This is a genomic window from Salinicola sp. V024 (assembly GCF_052645315.1).
In genome coordinates this window covers 45,055-62,132 of the sequence record NZ_JBQXYB010000005.1, presented here as the reverse complement: position 1 = coordinate 62,132, position 17,078 = coordinate 45,055, and the positions used below count along the sequence as shown (strand labels likewise).

Genomic DNA, 17,078 nt, shown 5'->3' with positions numbered 1-17,078 from the left:
AATGAAAAAGCCCCGCTAGGGGCTTGATGGTGATTTTATTTAGATTTTAATCGAGCTGAGTAGAAATCGACTCTCTGTGATGCGCTGTGTTGAGCGTTCTCACATCAACCAAGGCCATAGGGTCACTTTGACCTAAAATTGAATAGAGAGCCTTATAGAGCGATTTAGAGACCTTGCATCATTGTCCTGAATTGATCGAACGATAATTCGACGTTTTCTTTGGGTTTCTCTTCGAACGGCAATAGATCGTAAAGCGTAGTTTCTTTATCTCCGTTCATTCTTAAATGTACGAGCGTCTGTTGTGCTATCTGTTGCTCTAAACGTTGAATAGAGATAAGCGGACCTCTAATAGAGCGATATTCGACCCAATCGATAAATTCTTGATATGTCATGCTCTCTTTAGCTTCTTCTATAGTGCGACCGCCGACACCCGCCAGAACCAGCTCATGCCAAATCTCGCGGTCTTTTAAACGTTTTTTGCTTCGTCCTCATTTTCAGCTATTTCTAACGGTTCTTGTATTTCATTAATTTTCGCACACAGCAAGGACAGTAATGGTGTCGGGAAAGCTTCACATTGTTCTAGATCGATACGCGCCTGCTTGCCCTTTTCGTCGATATCACGTGTACAGCGATGAACTAGTCTACCCATCCACGATCCGTTTTCGTCACCCTTCATGTACACGAATTCATAGTCTGATGCAGTCATTCTATCTGCTACATAAAACTCAATATTTTCATCATCGTACTCTACTGACGATAGAATGTAGTTTGTTTTAGTGTCGTAAGTTTTAGCTTTTTCAAGTAATTTCATTATTATTTTCTCCAAAATAAAAAAGCCCCATTGCGGGGCTCAAATGCCTTAATGATATTTAGTGAAATATCAAGCGGCTTTTGGAGAAAACATAGTTTTACCGCTGAGCTGTAGAGTAACGTTTGCTTTGACAACGTTATCAGCCTCAAAAGTGAAATTAAATTCTGAGATATAGCATTCAGTCACAATGAATGAGCGGTCAGCAGAACTAAAATCTAATTCACTAGTTTCAGCGTCAACTGTCGGTGCAGCAGTACCATCAGCCCAGCCTATCACGAACTCGATTGTTTCGCGGTCGTTATACATCTGATATAGCTCTGTTTGAACTGTAGATTGTGGATCAACTATTAGAACAAAATTAGCGGTTCCGGGAGTGTCTAAGCCGGGCGCGAATTGTGCTTCTTGGTCTTGTAGACATGTTAAAGCGACCTGCCCGCGTGAGGTAGTGCCGGGGTCGACTGATTCGATACATGCTAAATCGATGACATCAGTAGCGCCAATTTTATGAACATAAGCGTCTGTGCCCTGCGTAAATACGAATTTCTTAGCCATTTTTATTATTTTCCTTTATTATTATAATTATAATACTTGCAATATTATTTATCTAAAATCTGTTGATGTAATGAAATCAAGATCGTGAGAAATGCGATAAGATTTAGTCTCGTCGTCAAACGTCTCAAGATTCAATTGCATATAACATTGATCAATTAATTCTTCGCGTAAAACCTGAGCTAACATGAGACATGAAACGTAGTCTTTCGCGTAAATATCAACCTGAACTGATACCGCCTCTGCTACCGGCTTTCCTTTTAATACATTAAACGGATTACTTGTTATTGTGTTATAAACGATGTAGGGATAAGCTACGCCTTCAGGTGCAACTACTGGATATATTCGGAGATCATCGCTAGATGTTTTATCGTCTGAATCATTTAATAGTAATTTGAAGCCTTCGCTCTGAGCGCATCTTACGTAAAAGTCGGTTAGCATTTTTATTATATTCTTCTATCTAATTGTCTATTCATCTCATCTAAAAATTGTTTGAGTACCGCTTGATGATTATTTTTTAAAGCTGGGCGTAAGAAAGGTCTAGCTCTACTGCGTTCTGTGCCAAGCTCTACGAACCGGAAATAGGTCGTCAATAATTTATCTTTATCGCCTTTCCGGTAGCGTGCACCGCCTCTAACGCCAACTTTCACACGCATGATGCCAGTAGATTTATCCCATCGGGTAGTCATGGCGATATTCTGATAAATATGCGTCGGCGTCTTTGGATCATCTATCGCTTGCGCTCTACGCTGCGCGTCCTGCTGTACTATCTTCATCGCTGCGCGTCCTGCTGATCTCGCTGAATCTCGGACGATTGCAGATTTAACACGCGTAATATTTTTAAATAGATCATCCATCCCTGTGATTTTGTATCCTTTAGCCATCCGTCGGCCCCTGTTTCACCGGAAACGTGATATGAGTTCGACCGGTCTCGTTATCAGGTATTACGCCTAAAATGTCGTAGATTTTATTTTTATAGACGATACGCATTGATGAGTCGAAATCATATGATCTATATCTGATAATGATTCGAGCTGAAACGCTAGACTGTAAAGCGTCTGATGACATTAATTCTTTAGCTGATAAAAACTGAACATCAGCGGGAACGTTTACCAGCTCGTCTATATCTGTCCAAGCGTATATAACCGCGCCCGTAGCTGGTTCACGAGTTTTCATTTTTTTCTGAAATGTGATTCTGTGTCGTAATCTTCCGGCTCTCATACTAGTGTACTCTGTCTGAGAGAATGCAAGATCGAACAGACAAAACTGGGCGGATATGAGTTATCATATTCACTCGCTTTCTCTGAATCTCTATCTCTATATAAAATCCCGACATAAACCAAAGTGGCGATTTTTATTATAGGTTTCACTTCAGTTTCTTCATCGTCAACATATGCTGGCTCTGTGATGTAATTACTGATAGCAGCAGATGCACCGAGAATTTTTAATTGAATGTCTGCATCGTCTTCATCATGATCGACAAGCAAATGATTTTTCGCTTCTTCTAATGTCACAAACATTATTCTTCGCCCTCTGCATCATCCGAACCAATTGTTGCATTTCCTATTTTTGCATTTGCTACTGATGTTTTTTTAGTATTAAAAGGATCATCTGAATTATCACGACGTGCTAGCGCTTGTAGTGAATAGTTCTGCTGCTGTAGATAGACAGAATTACCACCTTCAATGGGAGTCAAACTTAGACGTTGACGCGCTTCATTCGGCGTCATGATTCCAGCACCAACGGATTCTTTTAGGAAATTAACGAGTGTTGCAGAATCCATTTTCATTAGATCATTCAAATCGAATTTTATTTCGTATCCTGTAGCTGAACCTTCACCTATGCCTAGACCCTCTTCTAGAGCATTTTCTATATCGATGATGTGTGACTGTAGAGCTTGCTGATAGTACTGCTGATAGCGCGTCTGTATGTTGCTGTAAGTCGAGTTTGTATCACTAGAAATAATGTCGTGTGGAACGTGAAACACTGCGCAAACCTGTTTTTCTGATAGCTGTAGCTGCTGAACTAGCTGACTGTCATTCGCTGATATTGTGGTAATTGGTGTGTACGTGAGACCGTCACCTAGAACCATGACACTACCGAGATTACCACCGCCATGGCTTGCCTTAACGCCTTCAGCAAGCGCTTTAGCGTGTTGCGCTGGGATCGCTTTATCACCAGAAATCACAGACGCTGGGCGAGACATATTCTTGAAAAATGCTGCGCTATTATTGAGCATTGCTGTACCAGCGTTAGTACCAGCAGCGCACGCGTAAAGCGGACTAGTCCCGATGAGAGGGTGAAAAATCGTATTCATTCGATCATGTATCATGTCACGTTGCGCGATAGTGATACCGGAATTTGAAACTGTATCGAGTGACTGAGATTCGCCAGAAATTTTATAGAATATCTCGCCTGACTCGTTATCTATTAGAACTTGAACTCGATCAGGGTCTATCACATGCATCTCAGTTACTACGCCGCGAGCGTCTCGAATCTTGATAATGTATGCGTTACCAGTTTTCAATTTCGATATTAACCATGCCTGTAGAAACTGCTTCATTGATTGATATCGATTGGGTTTGCGTAGAACTGGAGAGAATGCCGGATTAGTTGTTTTCTGTAGAATGTCTGACGAATTACGTTGCATCAGATTGACATTTAATTTTGATATGTCATCTGATATATGAGTAATACACGCAGAAACAGCATAGAAAGACAAAGCGTCTTTACGTGAGATATCCTGATTTCGTTCGAATGCGCCGAGGAACGGTTCCTGAATTCTCGACCACCAACCTGACGCTACAGATTCATTTGAAGATACGTGTTGAAGTGTTTTTTCAGTAGTCGTGTCGCTTTTGGTTTCATCATTGCTACTGAACATTTTTCCAAAGAATTTCATTATTATTGTTATTCCTTCTTATTATAATTATTTAGCAAAAAAGAAACCCTCAATTGAGGGTTTCAAACTTAGCTATTATTATTCTTATTGCTAAGGTATTACTTATTCAGCAGCGTCAACACCACCGTAGTTTGCACCTGAAATGTACTGAACTGCTACGTCACGACGACGAGACCAGTTAACGTACTGTTCTGCGCGGATCGCGACAGAGTTAGTTTCGTACATAGAAGTTAAACCACCGGTAGCTAGAGTGATAGCAGCTTGATTAGAGCTATCGATAGTGACAGCGCCGCGAGATAGATAAATTTCGCTTGGCTTGACTAAAACAACATTATCACCAGCAATTTCACTAGTAATTACAGGTAGACCGAATAGCGTTTTAGAATCACCTTGCATACCAGCATACTCAGGATTACCGTTGACTGGGTTAATCATCATTTGAAGCATTAACGCCTGTGCTTCAGACATGATGAAGACTGCGCCGGTATAGCCGAGGTTTGCAGCAATCATGTTTTTGAACATTGCCTGAACGTCAGCGCGTAAAGCAGCAGCATCGATACCGGTAGCTGGTACAGCAGCAACGCCGGAAGTGATAGAAGCGGGAGCAGCGCTAGAGCCGGATCGGCTGGGTAGAATAAATTGTGAATCGATTTCACTAGCAATAGTACGGACTAGATCGTCACGAATGAATCTGTCTGCGCTGGGGCTAGAATCACGAATTAGCTCGTCAGATAGAACGACGATGCCAGCAATTTTTTTCCAGCCGTGAGTTGTCGCATTGAAAGACGCTTCAGTGACCGGTTTTTTCTGTGCTTCACCAACCCAGCCCGCTTGTGTTGCGCCTGTCTGGCCTGCAATGCGTACATTGAATGGAATTGAGCGCCAAGAATTAACGGCACCTAAAACAGTAGCAGGACGTAGTAATTCAACAAATTCTGATTCTAGAGTTTGGTATTCAACTAAAGCGCTGTAGTTAGTGCTAGTAGTAGTACCAGCGTCAGCCGCTTTAGCGATTGCGTTATAAACGCGGACATCACCACATGATTTTGCGATGCGTTCAGCGTTAGAAAGATTGCCTTGTGATTGAGCTAAGATTTTAACGAATTTAGCAAAACCTAAGCCCTTCTCTACGCTCTTAGTTTCAACGGGTTTTGCGTTAAAGCTAGTGACAGTTAAGCTATTGCTATTGTCGTTGACTTCGACACTCTTAGCACGATTTTGTGCGAGTGCTTCCATTTCTTTTAGACGCTCAAGATGAGCAGAGACGCTTTTGATTTCGGCGACAACTTCATCATAAGATTTAGTCTCGTCTTCATCTAGAGTACGAGCTTCAGACATACTCTTAGCGACAACTTCATCCATTTTTTCGTTTAGTTGTGCTAGCTTGTCTTCGAATTGTTTGATTTGTTCAGAGATCGACATCGATATATTTCCTTTTTTATTTTTATTATCAATTGCAATTGTTTTTATAATAGTTTTTGAATCATTTTCAGAACCATATGATTCTGTAGTATTTAGCGATTCTTGATCGTATGATTTTATTATCTGAATCGTAGCATCAGCATTTGCTGGAATAGTTACTAGCGATAGTTCGAAAACCTCGCTTTTAGTAAAACGCATACCACCAGATTTTATGGGCTCATATTCTAATGGTCGGAAACCGATACTTACGCCTTTTACTAAACCGGCTTTGATTGATTGCCAAGCTGTATCACAACGAGTTTTTAACGGTCCTTCCTCTTCTATCTGTGCTATTTTTGCAGTAAATCGAACGCCAGATTTTGTTGGTTCATGAAAAGTGACTTCACCAACCGGCTCTGCATGATTATGTTGTAATAGAAGCGGTGCAGGGTTTTTGAACGTCACACCAGAGGGCTCTACAACGTCTTTCACTCGATCAGGCGTCGGAGTAGTTGCTATTCCCTCGATTACTCGTTCGTCAGCGTCGTTTTTATAAAACTTTTCGACAGTGAATAACGAATGCGCAATTTCATCTTTCATTGTTATTGTTGTTCCTATTATTATTGTTATTATTATTTAGGCTTTTTAGAAAAAGTAAAAACTGCTTTCTGTTATCGTATCTTCGTATTCGATATCTAATTCAGCTATACCGCGTGCCATCGCTGCCGCAACTATGCCGTCAATTCTGCCGGTAGCTTTTCGCTTTTCGAATGATCGATTAGAGTTTCTATCTGACTCTGTGACCGCATTAGTTGAACACCAGAATAGAACCGGGTTTTTCTTAAATTCTATTTTATTTTCTATTATGTCTTTCTCTAAAATTTCTAGAGAATGTGGCATCCACGAGCCGTTTTTAGATGAACGTTTAAATCCTTGCGCATGTTCAGTTAGTAAGATTTCGCAAGATATTTTGTCTAACTCTTTCGCTAGACGTTCAATTTTCCAAGGGTCAAAAGCAATCATTCGTAGATCGAACATTTGCTGTAGTTCTGCGATTCGTAAAGCTACATCGTGATAATCGATGACAGCGCCTGACGGTGCCCAAAGATGTTTTTGATTACGCCATAAGTCGTACGGGACATTATCGCGTCTAGCTCGATCTAGTATCGTGTCGCCGGGAGTCCAGAATTCACAGAATAATCGTTTAGAATCGGGAAAATATAACGATAGTGCTGTTAGATCGTTAGTTGATGATAGATCGAGACCTGCATAACAACGCTGACCGCGAAGCTCTTCTATATCGAAATCTTTGAATACTGAATCTAGCTTTTCTGTTGTTATCCACGGGTCAGCCGCATCTGTCCAGACACAGAAATTTAATCTGAGAACGATTGATTCTTTCGACGGCATTCCTTTTGCTTGTTCGACCTGTTCACGCAAGTATTCATATTTTATTGTGTGTCCGAGACTTGGGTTAGATTTCTGCCAGCAAGTCTCATCGTTTAAAGGGTCATCACCCTTGTCTAACGAGCATATGAATGAAAAGAAATGAAGGTCTGACACAGATTGTTTAGCGACTTTTCTAGCGTACTCATGATAGTGAAAACACACGCTGTTTCTGTCATAACCGCTATTAGTAATCATGAAAATTAGCGGCTGTGACCGGCCTTTCGTCCCTGCGATCATCATTTCAACGATGTCATTATTTTTATGTTCGTGTAGCTCATCAATCAATGCGATGTGGGGACGTGGGCCAGACTGTCCATTTTCACTAGATATTGGTTTAAAGAATCCAGTACCTATTTTCGGTCCTGTGTATGTCATGTTCCAGACTGGATTACGACCAGACATAGTAATTTTAGATAGTAACGATGGGCTCTGACGAACCATTGACACCGCGTCTCTATAAAGTACTTGGGCCTGATCTTTTTTCGATGCTGCTGCGTAAATTTCCGGTGAACCCTCGCCGTCAGCTATAAGCCCATAAAGCCCTATGCCGCCTGATAGTGGGGATTTACCCGATCCTTTGCCGGTTTCTACGTATGCTCTCTTATATCGACGAGTATTTTTATCTTTAAGCTTCCAGCCAAACAGATTTCCAAGAATAAAGCATTGCCAATTCAACAATTTGAATGGCTGGGCTTCGAATTCACCGCCTGATAATTTCAAGACGTTTTCGAAGAATCTGAAACAACGTTCTGCTGAATCTTCGTCGTAGTAGATACCGCGTTCGTCGGATTTTTTGAGATCGTCGAGATGGCGTTTACAAGCGGCGCGAATATCAGGGCCAGCTATTATTTTCTTTGAATGAACGTCTACAGCGTATTGATGGGCTCTATGTTCGACGTTGATATTTTTATAGGAATTCGTCGAGCGGGTCGCCATTGTCGTTGTTATTTCCAGTAGATACGCCTATTCGCGTCCGGCTGGACGGCGTGAGTCCGAATTCCACTAGGTATTGACGTAAGCGCTTGTCTGCTTCCTGTAGCTGGGAGACAGCGGGATTCGTCTTGATCAACGTTGAGCCGTTTTGTCCCACTGCGGTGAACACACGTCCCTGATGTTCGATGATGTCTTGTAGCTCGCGTATCTCTGCGTACACCTCACAGAGCCTCTCTAACGCTGTTGAGTCTGATAGCTGAATGACAGTCGTTGATGAGTAGAGCCCGACGATATACGACCAGAGTTGCGCAGCCTGCGGCGATAGATGCGCCGGGGGATAGATCGGAATAGCGCCAGTGTCGGGCTCGTCATCATTCAGCGGCCGTCGGCCAGGATTGCCAGCGGCTCGTTTGATTTCAGTTGGTTTCGGTCTGCGTCCTGCCATTTTCGTTATTATTCCTAGTTATAAAACAGTGTTTCTTAATTCACCTTTTCATTTCGCGACGTTGCACAAGAATGCTGGAGCGCGGTCGAGAGTGGATATACGCCAGATTTTGCGAGTACCGCCCCCTAAATGATAATTTGTCGCATTCGTGCTAAATTTCGGTGGTTTTTCGGTCGAATGCTAACGAACTATTATGATAATAGTTCTCACTTGTATTTAGTCGATCCGTACGCGCTATGCTTCGGGTCGAATGGCCTACCGTCCGCATCACAACCGATGAAGCGGGAACCGCCTTTCTCCATGCGTTGCTTCGTACTGCTGTGACACGTTGCGCATAGTCCTTGCCAGTTCGACTCATCCCAGAACAAAGCAAGGTTGCCGCGATGCGGGATAATGTGATCTACGACTGTTGCTTGCATGTAGATGTCGTCATCGAGACAGAATGCGCATAGCGGATGTTCAAATAGATAGCGTTTGCGTGACTGCTGCCAGCGATACTTTTTATATAAGTGCGAGTGAGTACTTATGTCGTCCTCTCCGATATCCTTAATGGTATTTAGGTTGACTTCGCCACGTCGAAAATGCATCCTCGATGATTCCAATCTTGAAGGAATTGAAACAATGCCTAATGGAATTGAAATTAGCGGTCTAGTGATTAGTTTTCTCGGCGGGGGCATCGTGTCGTCTTGGCTCACTCACCGTCTGACTATACGCAGCATTCAAAGGGATCAAACTAGAGATGCTGACATCTCCACCTATAATCAGGTCAAAGGGTTCTTAGATGAGGATGCGATGTCTCTTTTGAAAGAAGCTGAGTACTATACAGGCGTAGAGCAAGAAAGACACAAACAACTAAATAGGCTATTATCTTTACTTGAGAGCGCCGATGGATTTTGTTTTCATGATGCTGAATTACAATCGAAATTAGTAAAATTGCATGGCAGTTTGGTAAATATGCTAATGCTTGTCGCAAAATACACGACTCCAGAACATGGCTTTGTGACAACCAAGACGAGTAGAAACGATGATCAAGAAACGAGAGAGCGAGAATTACAAGAATCTGAACAAATATTTGAAATGCAAAAGATAGCATATGACGACGCATTTAATTTTTTAAAACTAGCGAAAATAAAATTGCGAATCTAGATATGATACGTCCACTTGCTCATAAGCCGACGCCTAAGAACTGTGCCCTTTCATCTTTGCGGCGATTGATAAGCCCTTGAACGACACGACCACCTGCCTTGCGCCACATTAAGAAAGCGTCAGCAGCACCTAGGAAGTCACCGCTATTGATGAGCCTGACGACTGTCGATGTATTGAATGCGTGAACGCCGATGTTGAATGCGAGTGATACTAGAGCATTGAATTCATGCTGTTCTAGATAGACATCAATAGATGAGTTTACAGCGTGCTCGAATCGCTCTATGTCAGCGTGTAATAGTTCGATAGCGCGTTCATAAGTGATCGTGAGACCGTCACAAACGTCACTACCTGTATGACCTACACCTATCGTCCAAACGCCAGCAACATCTCGATATGCTGTTAGTTCTACCGATTCACGTTTGATTAAACGTTGAATTCCGTCATCTGATATCTTTCTAATTGTTTTAGTTTTATTGTATATATTCATGAATGTATTTAGCTAAAATACATCCACGAGAAGCGGCCATTCTAGCCGTGTGAGAGGTTTTGTTATATTGTTCGAATTACCGTCAGCAGGAAGGCGTAGAGAGGCTTAGGAGCGCTTATGTGTGGCATATTGTTTGATTAATAGTAGATTGTATATATGTTGTTTTTCGTCGTTGTCTAGAAACCTGATAGTCTCTGACGTGAACCGTAGAATTAAATGAAAGTACGTTCTGAATGATCCAGCTATAGAGACTATTGGTTTACCGTTGATCGTATGAATTAGCTCTACTGAAATTATTTCTGCTTCTGAATAGTAGTATTGATCTAGCATTACATATCGACTATTCCGTTTATAGATACATGCGTAAACTCTGCCGTCTTTCTGATATTTTACAAAATAGTATTGCTCAATCATTTCTTTGGAACTCTTAAAATTTTCCCGTTCATTTTTTTTATTTCAATATAATCTTTCTCTATATCTTCATCGCTGCTATGATTCAACATCATGTTCTGCTCGTCCACAACTCTAACTAGCTCATCAATTGCTCGTGTTTGATCTGTCATCGCTGCTATTAGTCTGTCTACCTGTTCGTTGCTCATTATTATTTTTCTCTTTCATTCGTTTAACGTTTTCTCTGAAATCGTCTATGTATTTCTTTATTTTATCGCGCCTTTCTCTACATCCTATGCAGCTAATCACGATACGATGTACTCGTAAAATGTCTTGTATGCATCGAACATATCATCGAAAGTTATTGCGTTAATTTCATCATCCGTCATCGTTTGCTGAATACTATTCAAAAAATCTGTGTAACAAATCGGAGACCTCAATTCTATTTTCGCTGAATTGTTGATCGCAGTTTTCGCTATATCCAATGATGTTAACCTCGAATCGTTCATTTATTATTCCTCTCTATGTAGTGCCCTAAGCGGTTTATTATTTATTCCGACAATTGCACTGTCAATACCTAAAATGTCTCACAGAGCCTCTACAGCGTCTATTAGGGCATTCAATTGTTCTGTTGTTGTGTCTGCTCTTGCTGCTTCTCGAATAAGAGATTCGACAAATTTTGTTGATAGTCTGCATTGCGTTTGACTAGCAGACTGGGCGCTACGTGATAACTCGTTCGCAGATACGTTTGCTGTTGCGATGTCTGAGCGCAGCTTGAGACGCTGAGCGTTAAAATCATCAATAAGCCTATTTTTGGAAGTGCGTATGTCTTCAATTTGTTGATTGTATTTTTTATAAATTTCATCAATTTTCTCGCTGTATTCATCTTGAATTTTGATTGTCTGATTTAGTGAATCACGTTGCATTTCAATTTTCTCCTGACGTAGCTCTGATACGTTATCTTGTAGCTGATAAATTTGTATCGCTTGTAGAAAATTGAACGATAATAGAACTGCGATAATGATTGCTGTGATATGTGATCCAAAAAATCTTAGTAATTTTGCTATGAACATTTTTGTTTTCCTCGTTGTCTGTAGTTATGAAACCGTTTCGACAACATTAAAAGCGGTTTTATTCCCTTTCTTTCTTTGTCAATTCCTTGTCACGTTTTTCTAAATCCTCGACTTTTTGTCTGAATGTTTCAGGTAAAAATAGCTTGATGAATCTGACGCAATACCTAGCGGAATTTTCGGGTCCAGATAATGCAAGAGCTATCGCAATTGGAACTATTAGCGCGGGATCGACACCTGCATAGATTGCGAAAGGGTTTATGCTGATGATCAGTATGAATGCTACTAGTGCCTGTCTGAGCGTCTCTAGAAATGGTGGGCGTGGCGGTGGTGGGTAGCGAGCTAGTATCAGCACGCGTAGCACTGCTGCGACTACACCGGCAAAAAGGAAAGGTGGCGTGATGCCGAAAATTATTAAAAATGGCGTTATGTAATCCATGAATTTCTATTCTCGTTATTATTATTTTAATTCGTACCTGTATTTAGTTTCCACGTGATCTAGGTATATCGCTCTGTGAGCCGTTCTGTTCGATTTTCGTTGATATGCAGGCAATGGCATTGGTTAATGTGAGATCGTTCAATGTGGGGCAAAATAGAAGCCCTATTTGAACGCCCGCTATTGCGTTCATTCTCTCTGTCACGTTTTGGTTTTGACGTTATCACCTCATGAAACGTTGATTCGTCATTTGGGTTTGTGGGTTTCTGTACGTCAGTACAAACGCTTTTGGGGTTGATATGCGATAATGCATTGTCGATGTGATGTGTTTTTATCACGAGACAATGTGAGATCGCTTTGATGTGTGAGTTCACGAGCACAGCAACATGTTTTTCGATGTTCTTTCTCAATATGTGCTACGCACAACCCCAACCCCGTTTCGCTTTCGCTACTGAAACCCCTACCCCTGCCAATTGGCATCCATTCATTAGGAATTACGTTTATTAAAAAATGGGACCTTTTCCTATATATATATAGAAAAAAGTCCTAAAAAATACAATCTCAATAGTGGGCGCTCAAATCTTACTTTGAAGACTTGACGAATCAACATTTCATGAGAACATTAGTCATAGCCAGTTGAAATTAAATCCATGTTTAATTATTCAAATCGAGGGCTAAATAACAGTACAGCATTGAAAAATACCGGAGTGTAAAAACAAAAATGTTAGATTACGACCAAACTCGTGCCGGATTCGGCAAGTCATACACACAGCTAAAGCGATTAGCACAATCTAAAAGACAAACCATTCATCTAGTCCCGTCTATCGATCTAGCTAAAGAACAGCAAAAATTACTACAGCTACTAAATCCCCACCTATCAGTTAAAGTCATCCACGGCGATAGCGTTACCGGCTCTACTACTCATGCATTCTGTAATGAGATCATGCAGTCGAGCGCTTCAGTCATCATATCGACCCACGCCACGTTCAAATTAGCTCTATTTCGCGGTCTTTCGATGTTCAATGAGTATGATCTAAGCATTGACGAATCGATGTCATTTCACAAAGCTCACGCACTATCGATCTACAAATCTAGTTTCGATCTAATCACGTCATACCTGAATTTCGTGTCAGCAGACGAATCGCGGTATTCAGTCACAGTGAAAAACGGCAAACGTACTCAGGTTGAAGCCCTGCTAGCAGGTAGTGAGCATGACGATCTATTCGAAGCATCAAACATTAAAGATTTTTTTACGTTCGTCTTGTCTGCGTCACATACGACATATATCCCCAAATTCAGACTAGAAAATTTCATCAGCATCGATGAGGCACTAGAAAAGCGCACTACCCTACTAACTGCTGGATCAATTATAAACGCATCGGTTTTAGAGCAATTCAATAGCGTTAAGATTCTATCTGCTGATTTTACACTATCTGAATCTTACTATGTGATGAAGAATGCGGGTTTCACATTCAATGACGTGTCGATGGGGCCAGTAGTAAACGAACGCGAGAATGTGTTTATTCACTATTACATCGACGAAAATTGGACCGCTGCTAAGCGTGATAACTCTGATCCAAATAAAAACTGGTTTAATAATCGTGGTCACGGCATTCAGCATTACGTTATTCAAGATGCGATGAGTAAAATCGGCAATGCGCGGGCAATCGCTAACTGTAATAGCAAATACGAGTATCTATTTTCCATTCCTGTCGTTAACACCCCGCATGGTTTGAACGATTTCGATACTGTCGCTAACGCTATTTGTGTGAGTAGTGCTAACGCAGATAGCAGCGAAATTCACGCGCTAAATGATGTCTTCGGAGTCAATCGGGCTGAAATTGACTTCGAGCGAAATGTTATGTCGTGCAACCAATTTTGCAACAGAACTATTATTCGTAATCGAGATATGTCTGATATTCGAGTTGATTTATTCGTAGTCGACAAAAGGCGCGCAGATTATCTTAAAGCCAAATTTCCAAACGCTACCGTAGTTCGTGAATCGGTTCAACAAATTGAGAGCATCGTTGAGCGCAACCGCTCGACTGTAATTCCTCGAGCGGTTGTCAAAACTCGCTCATATAAAGAGAGTCAATTGAAATCAGGGATACGCCTAAAACCACGTTCTTACTCTCAATACGTAGACATCATGAACACGTACTATTCACAAGACACAATCATAGCCAACAACTAATAACCCTGGAGGTAATATAATGGCTCGCAAATCATATCACCAAACTCTAGACAGCAACGTTTTTCACACAATAGTGCTTTTAGCTGATCAACATGATTCTACTGTCTCATGCGTTGTCGAATCATTAGTTAACGCAGCGATTCAAAATGATAGTGCTGTCAATAGAGATTTTATAAAGAATATTGAGAATTCGCGGCATGCGTACAACGTTCGCAAGAAACAATAAAAAAGGAGAAACTATGTCACATCACAATCATCTCGACTCTGTTCTATACGTAATCCGAAATTTCAAAACCGGTCAGATAAAAACCGGAGTCTGTCAGTATTTTGAGAAAACCGAAATACTTTCTGAATTCAATATGAATGGTAGAGCTAACCACTGGGAATTCATGACGACATTAAGAGACAGCAATCCTAAATTTATCGAACATGCGGAAGTCTTTTTCAGATTAGGCGTCAAACGCAAAGATTTTACTTTAGAACAGGTTTTAGAAATCGTGCAATCTGCCGAGATATACGAATCATTTAGACTAGAGCTAGAGGATGTTATCTATAACAGAGCTAACATGATGTCGCCGCGTCAGGTTAGGCAACGAAAAGAGGAAAATAAAAAAGCCCTTAACTGAGGGCTTTTTCTTTAGGAGGATGTAACTATGTCAAAACTACACAGATATTTAGCTATTCTCGATATTCATTATAACCGGTTATAAATTATTGAAACCAGTAATAAATACATGTGAACAATGAAAAGGAGATGTTCACATGTCAAAACAATCTATCAAATCAAACAAATTCGAATCTAAAATAGCATGCAAAAAATGCGCGTCGACTCTTCGCTACATCGCTACAAATCGCTGTGTATCATGCTCTGACGCTGCAAACGCTCGACACAACGCTGTGCAGTACGCACGTAGAAGAGCTACACAGTCACAGTACTATCAGCGCTACTACGGCTCTCTAGATCGTCGTCTAACTCGTCTCGCAACGCGTATGCTCAACCGCATCGAGCGCAAAGCGTGGGGTAACCCATGGGACCATCTCGGGTACACTGCTGACGACCTTATAGCGCACCTAAAGCCCGCTATGATGGCTAACGGCTGGACATGGGACGCATGGGGAATCGAATGGTCAATCGATCACATCGTGCCTATAGCGACTTTCAAAAAACACGGCTGGCGTGATGTTCAGTTCATACACTCACTCGACAACCTGCAAGCGCTGTCGCTCGATGACAACCGCCGGAAATTCACGAAATCTTGGTCTGAATTTAGTCAAAGATAATTGAAAAATGAAACAGCCCCGCTAGGGGCTATTTCTTAATAACACCCTTAATGTATTTGACATTGCTAGACAACCATTTCTTCGGCGTGTACGTTGGGCTTAAAGAGAGGGATATTTCTTTAGAAATTGCCGTGCGATGATTTCTAATTAAATTTATTTTTGCTCTTACCGTTTTCAGTTCTTGATGAGTTCTATCTAACTCACTAGCCCTGAAATCTTGGTTCATCTGCAAGTCTTGCAACGTAGCATCAAGATTATCTTGCTCGTCTTTCATTTTCTTTATGAACTCGCCTAAAATTTGTCTGAATTCTTTTGACATGAACATGTAATTCAAAGCGATCACGTCATTTAACGCAATCTCTTCTTTATATATCCTTGCCAGTAGATCGCCAAATTCATAATCAGTCTGAAATGTAGGTTCGTCGTTATATTCGAAAAATTCATTACGAAAATATATCTCTACTTGCGAGTAGTAATATTCAGCGTCAGAGAAAATTGAAATTATTTTTTCAAATTGTCTGTAAGATACATCCCATTTTAGTCTTTGCTGGAACAATACCCACCCTGCTATGAGCGTGAAAATTCCGGTCAGACTCGCTCCGGCGACTGCACCCCAAAAGCTCGAATCCATAAGGTTTTCCTAGATCACAAAAAAGCCCCCAAAAGGGGGCTCCATTGCTAAAGCTATCAGTTAATCACGTTCTTCTACGAGCCAGCTTTCCACCGTCTCATCACCGTGTTCAGCTTTCCAATGTTTCAACGTCTTATGATTCCCCCCTCGCGTTTCGACGACTTCGCTCGTATGCGGATTTTTGTAGATTTTTAGTTTCCGCTTCCGACGCATTCCGCCGCTGGCGCTCTGCTGCTCTGTCGACGGATTCAGCATTTCCGTTACGTCACGCTCGCTCTTCTCGTATTTCTTCATGAGCGCTTCAAGTTTTTCTTTAAATTCAATGTCTTTCTTAAAATCTTCATTCGATTCGAGCGCTAACAATTCAGCCTGCAATTTTTTCAGTAGCGCTTCTTTCTCTGTGTATGTTGCTAGCTGTGACTTTGCCATTCTTAAAACTCTCTACGTTTGATGATTTAGCGTTTTATAGCATCACATTATTATCGATGCAAGAGCATATGCGTCAGCTAGATCATAGCGCCCACGGCTTTTCGGAATTTTGTTGAATATAGCTCTAGCAGCGTCAGGCACTGCGTCTAGCATATCGTCTTTCGATGCTCTGCCATTGCCGCTGAATACTTTCTTTAGAGACGTTGGCGCGATGATGGCGGGCTCTAGAGCTATCGTTGTCAGGCGATCTAGAATAAGGAATTGAAGTCCCGCCAGATCGCGTGTGCTGCTGCTGATTGATCCGAGCGATAGCCCTTCGATTCTCACGCTGTCTATCTGATACTCGATTGCTATCTCTAGTACACGTTGAGCGATTGACTGCGCTCTGATCAAACGCGATTGATTCTTATCTGATTTGATGACTTCGTGATAGGTCATCTGACCATCGTCTATGATGACGATGCCGCTATTCGTAAAGCTCTGATCGATTCCCATAATTTTTGACAAAAAAATACCCTCTTATT

22 protein-coding genes are annotated in these 17,078 nt (G+C 41.4%); 3 read left to right on the top strand and 19 right to left on the bottom strand.

The features are described from left to right. Window positions 1-164: 164 nt before the first annotated feature. From ACUN9V_RS09615 to ACUN9V_RS09560, 12 genes are all read right to left on the bottom strand, one after another. Entirely contained in the window at window positions 165-392 is a 228-nt protein-coding gene (locus tag ACUN9V_RS09615) for a phage tail assembly protein T (protein ID WP_445511235.1), read from the bottom strand. Between the two features lie 74 nt (window positions 393-466). Next, window positions 467-811: a hypothetical protein gene (locus ACUN9V_RS09610; RefSeq protein ID WP_445511234.1), complete on the bottom strand. Its 345-nt coding sequence runs from the start codon at window positions 809-811 to the stop codon at window positions 467-469. A gap of 69 nt (window positions 812-880) precedes the next feature. After that, a complete protein-coding gene (locus ACUN9V_RS09605; protein WP_445511233.1) occupies window positions 881-1,363 on the bottom strand; it encodes a phage tail tube protein in 483 nt (160 codons plus the stop codon). A gap of 48 nt (window positions 1,364-1,411) precedes the next feature. Continuing rightward, window positions 1,412-1,801 carry a tail completion protein gp17 gene (gene gp17, locus ACUN9V_RS09600; RefSeq protein WP_445511232.1) on the bottom strand — a complete coding sequence of 130 codons (390 nt, stop codon included), beginning with the start codon at window positions 1,799-1,801 and terminating at the stop codon, window positions 1,412-1,414. Between the two features lie 5 nt (window positions 1,802-1,806). Further along, window positions 1,807-2,244: an HK97-gp10 family putative phage morphogenesis protein gene (locus tag ACUN9V_RS09595; RefSeq protein WP_445511231.1), complete on the bottom strand. Its 438-nt coding sequence runs from the start codon at window positions 2,242-2,244 to the stop codon at window positions 1,807-1,809. Next, complete coding sequence (locus tag ACUN9V_RS09590) at window positions 2,237-2,581, bottom strand: phage head closure protein (RefSeq protein ID WP_445511230.1); 345 nt, start codon at window positions 2,579-2,581, stop codon at window positions 2,237-2,239. Before ACUN9V_RS09590 ends, ACUN9V_RS09595 begins: the two co-directional genes overlap by 8 nt. Continuing rightward, window positions 2,578-2,880, bottom strand: coding sequence for a head-tail connector protein (locus ACUN9V_RS09585; protein WP_445511229.1), 303 nt, complete (start codon window positions 2,878-2,880; stop codon window positions 2,578-2,580). The genes ACUN9V_RS09590 and ACUN9V_RS09585 overlap by 4 nt, the downstream gene beginning before the upstream one ends. Next, window positions 2,880-4,262, bottom strand: coding sequence for a phage portal protein (locus ACUN9V_RS09580; RefSeq protein WP_445511228.1), 1,383 nt, complete (start codon window positions 4,260-4,262; stop codon window positions 2,880-2,882). Before ACUN9V_RS09580 ends, ACUN9V_RS09585 begins: the two co-directional genes overlap by 1 nt. 102 nt (window positions 4,263-4,364) lie before the next feature. Next, window positions 4,365-6,263: a phage major capsid protein gene (locus ACUN9V_RS09575; RefSeq protein ID WP_445511227.1), complete on the bottom strand. Its 1,899-nt coding sequence runs from the start codon at window positions 6,261-6,263 to the stop codon at window positions 4,365-4,367. A gap of 45 nt (window positions 6,264-6,308) precedes the next feature. After that, the gene (locus ACUN9V_RS09570; RefSeq protein WP_445511226.1) at window positions 6,309-8,048 is read right to left on the bottom strand and encodes a terminase large subunit; all 1,740 of its coding nucleotides are present in this window, start codon (window positions 8,046-8,048) and stop codon (window positions 6,309-6,311) included. Further along, a complete protein-coding gene (locus ACUN9V_RS09565; protein ID WP_445511225.1) occupies window positions 8,020-8,490 on the bottom strand; it encodes a phage terminase small subunit P27 family in 471 nt (156 codons plus the stop codon). Before ACUN9V_RS09565 ends, ACUN9V_RS09570 begins: the two co-directional genes overlap by 29 nt. 206 nt (window positions 8,491-8,696) lie before the next feature. After that, window positions 8,697-9,077: an HNH endonuclease signature motif containing protein gene (locus tag ACUN9V_RS09560; RefSeq protein WP_445511224.1), complete on the bottom strand. Its 381-nt coding sequence runs from the start codon at window positions 9,075-9,077 to the stop codon at window positions 8,697-8,699. A 34-nt stretch (window positions 9,078-9,111) separates the two neighbouring features. On the opposite strand from ACUN9V_RS09560, the gene ACUN9V_RS09555 reads away from it, so the two are divergent. Beyond that, window positions 9,112-9,636, top strand: a complete 525-nt coding sequence (locus ACUN9V_RS09555) for a hypothetical protein (RefSeq protein WP_445511223.1) — start codon at window positions 9,112-9,114, stop codon at window positions 9,634-9,636. A gap of 19 nt (window positions 9,637-9,655) precedes the next feature. Here ACUN9V_RS09555 and ACUN9V_RS09550 read toward each other — a convergent pair whose 3' ends face one another. The 4 genes from ACUN9V_RS09550 to ACUN9V_RS09535 form a co-directional block, all read right to left on the bottom strand. Further along, the gene (locus tag ACUN9V_RS09550; protein ID WP_445511222.1) at window positions 9,656-10,123 is read right to left on the bottom strand and encodes a lysozyme; all 468 of its coding nucleotides are present in this window, start codon (window positions 10,121-10,123) and stop codon (window positions 9,656-9,658) included. Between the two features lie 410 nt (window positions 10,124-10,533). Then, window positions 10,534-10,722: a hypothetical protein gene (locus ACUN9V_RS09545; protein ID WP_445511221.1), complete on the bottom strand. Its 189-nt coding sequence runs from the start codon at window positions 10,720-10,722 to the stop codon at window positions 10,534-10,536. Window positions 10,723-11,100: 378 nt separating this feature from the next. After that, window positions 11,101-11,586 (bottom strand): lysis system i-spanin subunit Rz, encoded by a 486-nt coding sequence (locus tag ACUN9V_RS09540; RefSeq protein ID WP_445511220.1) that lies wholly within the window; start codon window positions 11,584-11,586, stop codon window positions 11,101-11,103. Window positions 11,587-11,644: 58 nt separating this feature from the next. Next, window positions 11,645-12,022, bottom strand: a complete 378-nt coding sequence (locus ACUN9V_RS09535) for a hypothetical protein (protein WP_445511219.1) — start codon at window positions 12,020-12,022, stop codon at window positions 11,645-11,647. A 718-nt stretch (window positions 12,023-12,740) separates the two neighbouring features. Here ACUN9V_RS09535 and ACUN9V_RS09530 point away from each other — a divergent pair. Together ACUN9V_RS09530 and ACUN9V_RS09525 are read left to right on the top strand one after the other, a co-directional pair. After that, the gene (locus ACUN9V_RS09530) at window positions 12,741-14,213 is read left to right on the top strand and encodes a hypothetical protein (RefSeq protein ID WP_445511218.1); all 1,473 of its coding nucleotides are present in this window, start codon (window positions 12,741-12,743) and stop codon (window positions 14,211-14,213) included. 239 nt (window positions 14,214-14,452) lie between these two features. Beyond that, window positions 14,453-14,839: a hypothetical protein gene (locus ACUN9V_RS09525; RefSeq protein ID WP_445511217.1), complete on the top strand. Its 387-nt coding sequence runs from the start codon at window positions 14,453-14,455 to the stop codon at window positions 14,837-14,839. Window positions 14,840-15,522: 683 nt separating this feature from the next. Here the strand turns inward: ACUN9V_RS09525 and ACUN9V_RS09520 are convergent. The 3 genes from ACUN9V_RS09520 to ACUN9V_RS09510 are packed head-to-tail and all read right to left on the bottom strand — an operon-like array spanning window position 15,523 to window position 17,061. Next, window positions 15,523-16,125, bottom strand: coding sequence for a hypothetical protein (locus tag ACUN9V_RS09520; RefSeq protein ID WP_445511216.1), 603 nt, complete (start codon window positions 16,123-16,125; stop codon window positions 15,523-15,525). Window positions 16,126-16,185: 60 nt separating this feature from the next. Further along, window positions 16,186-16,554, bottom strand: coding sequence for a histone-like nucleoid-structuring protein, MvaT/MvaU family (locus ACUN9V_RS09515; protein ID WP_445511215.1), 369 nt, complete (start codon window positions 16,552-16,554; stop codon window positions 16,186-16,188). A 42-nt stretch (window positions 16,555-16,596) separates the two neighbouring features. Further along, window positions 16,597-17,061, bottom strand: coding sequence for a crossover junction endodeoxyribonuclease RuvC (locus ACUN9V_RS09510; protein WP_445511214.1), 465 nt, complete (start codon window positions 17,059-17,061; stop codon window positions 16,597-16,599). Window positions 17,062-17,078 lie beyond the last annotated feature (17 nt).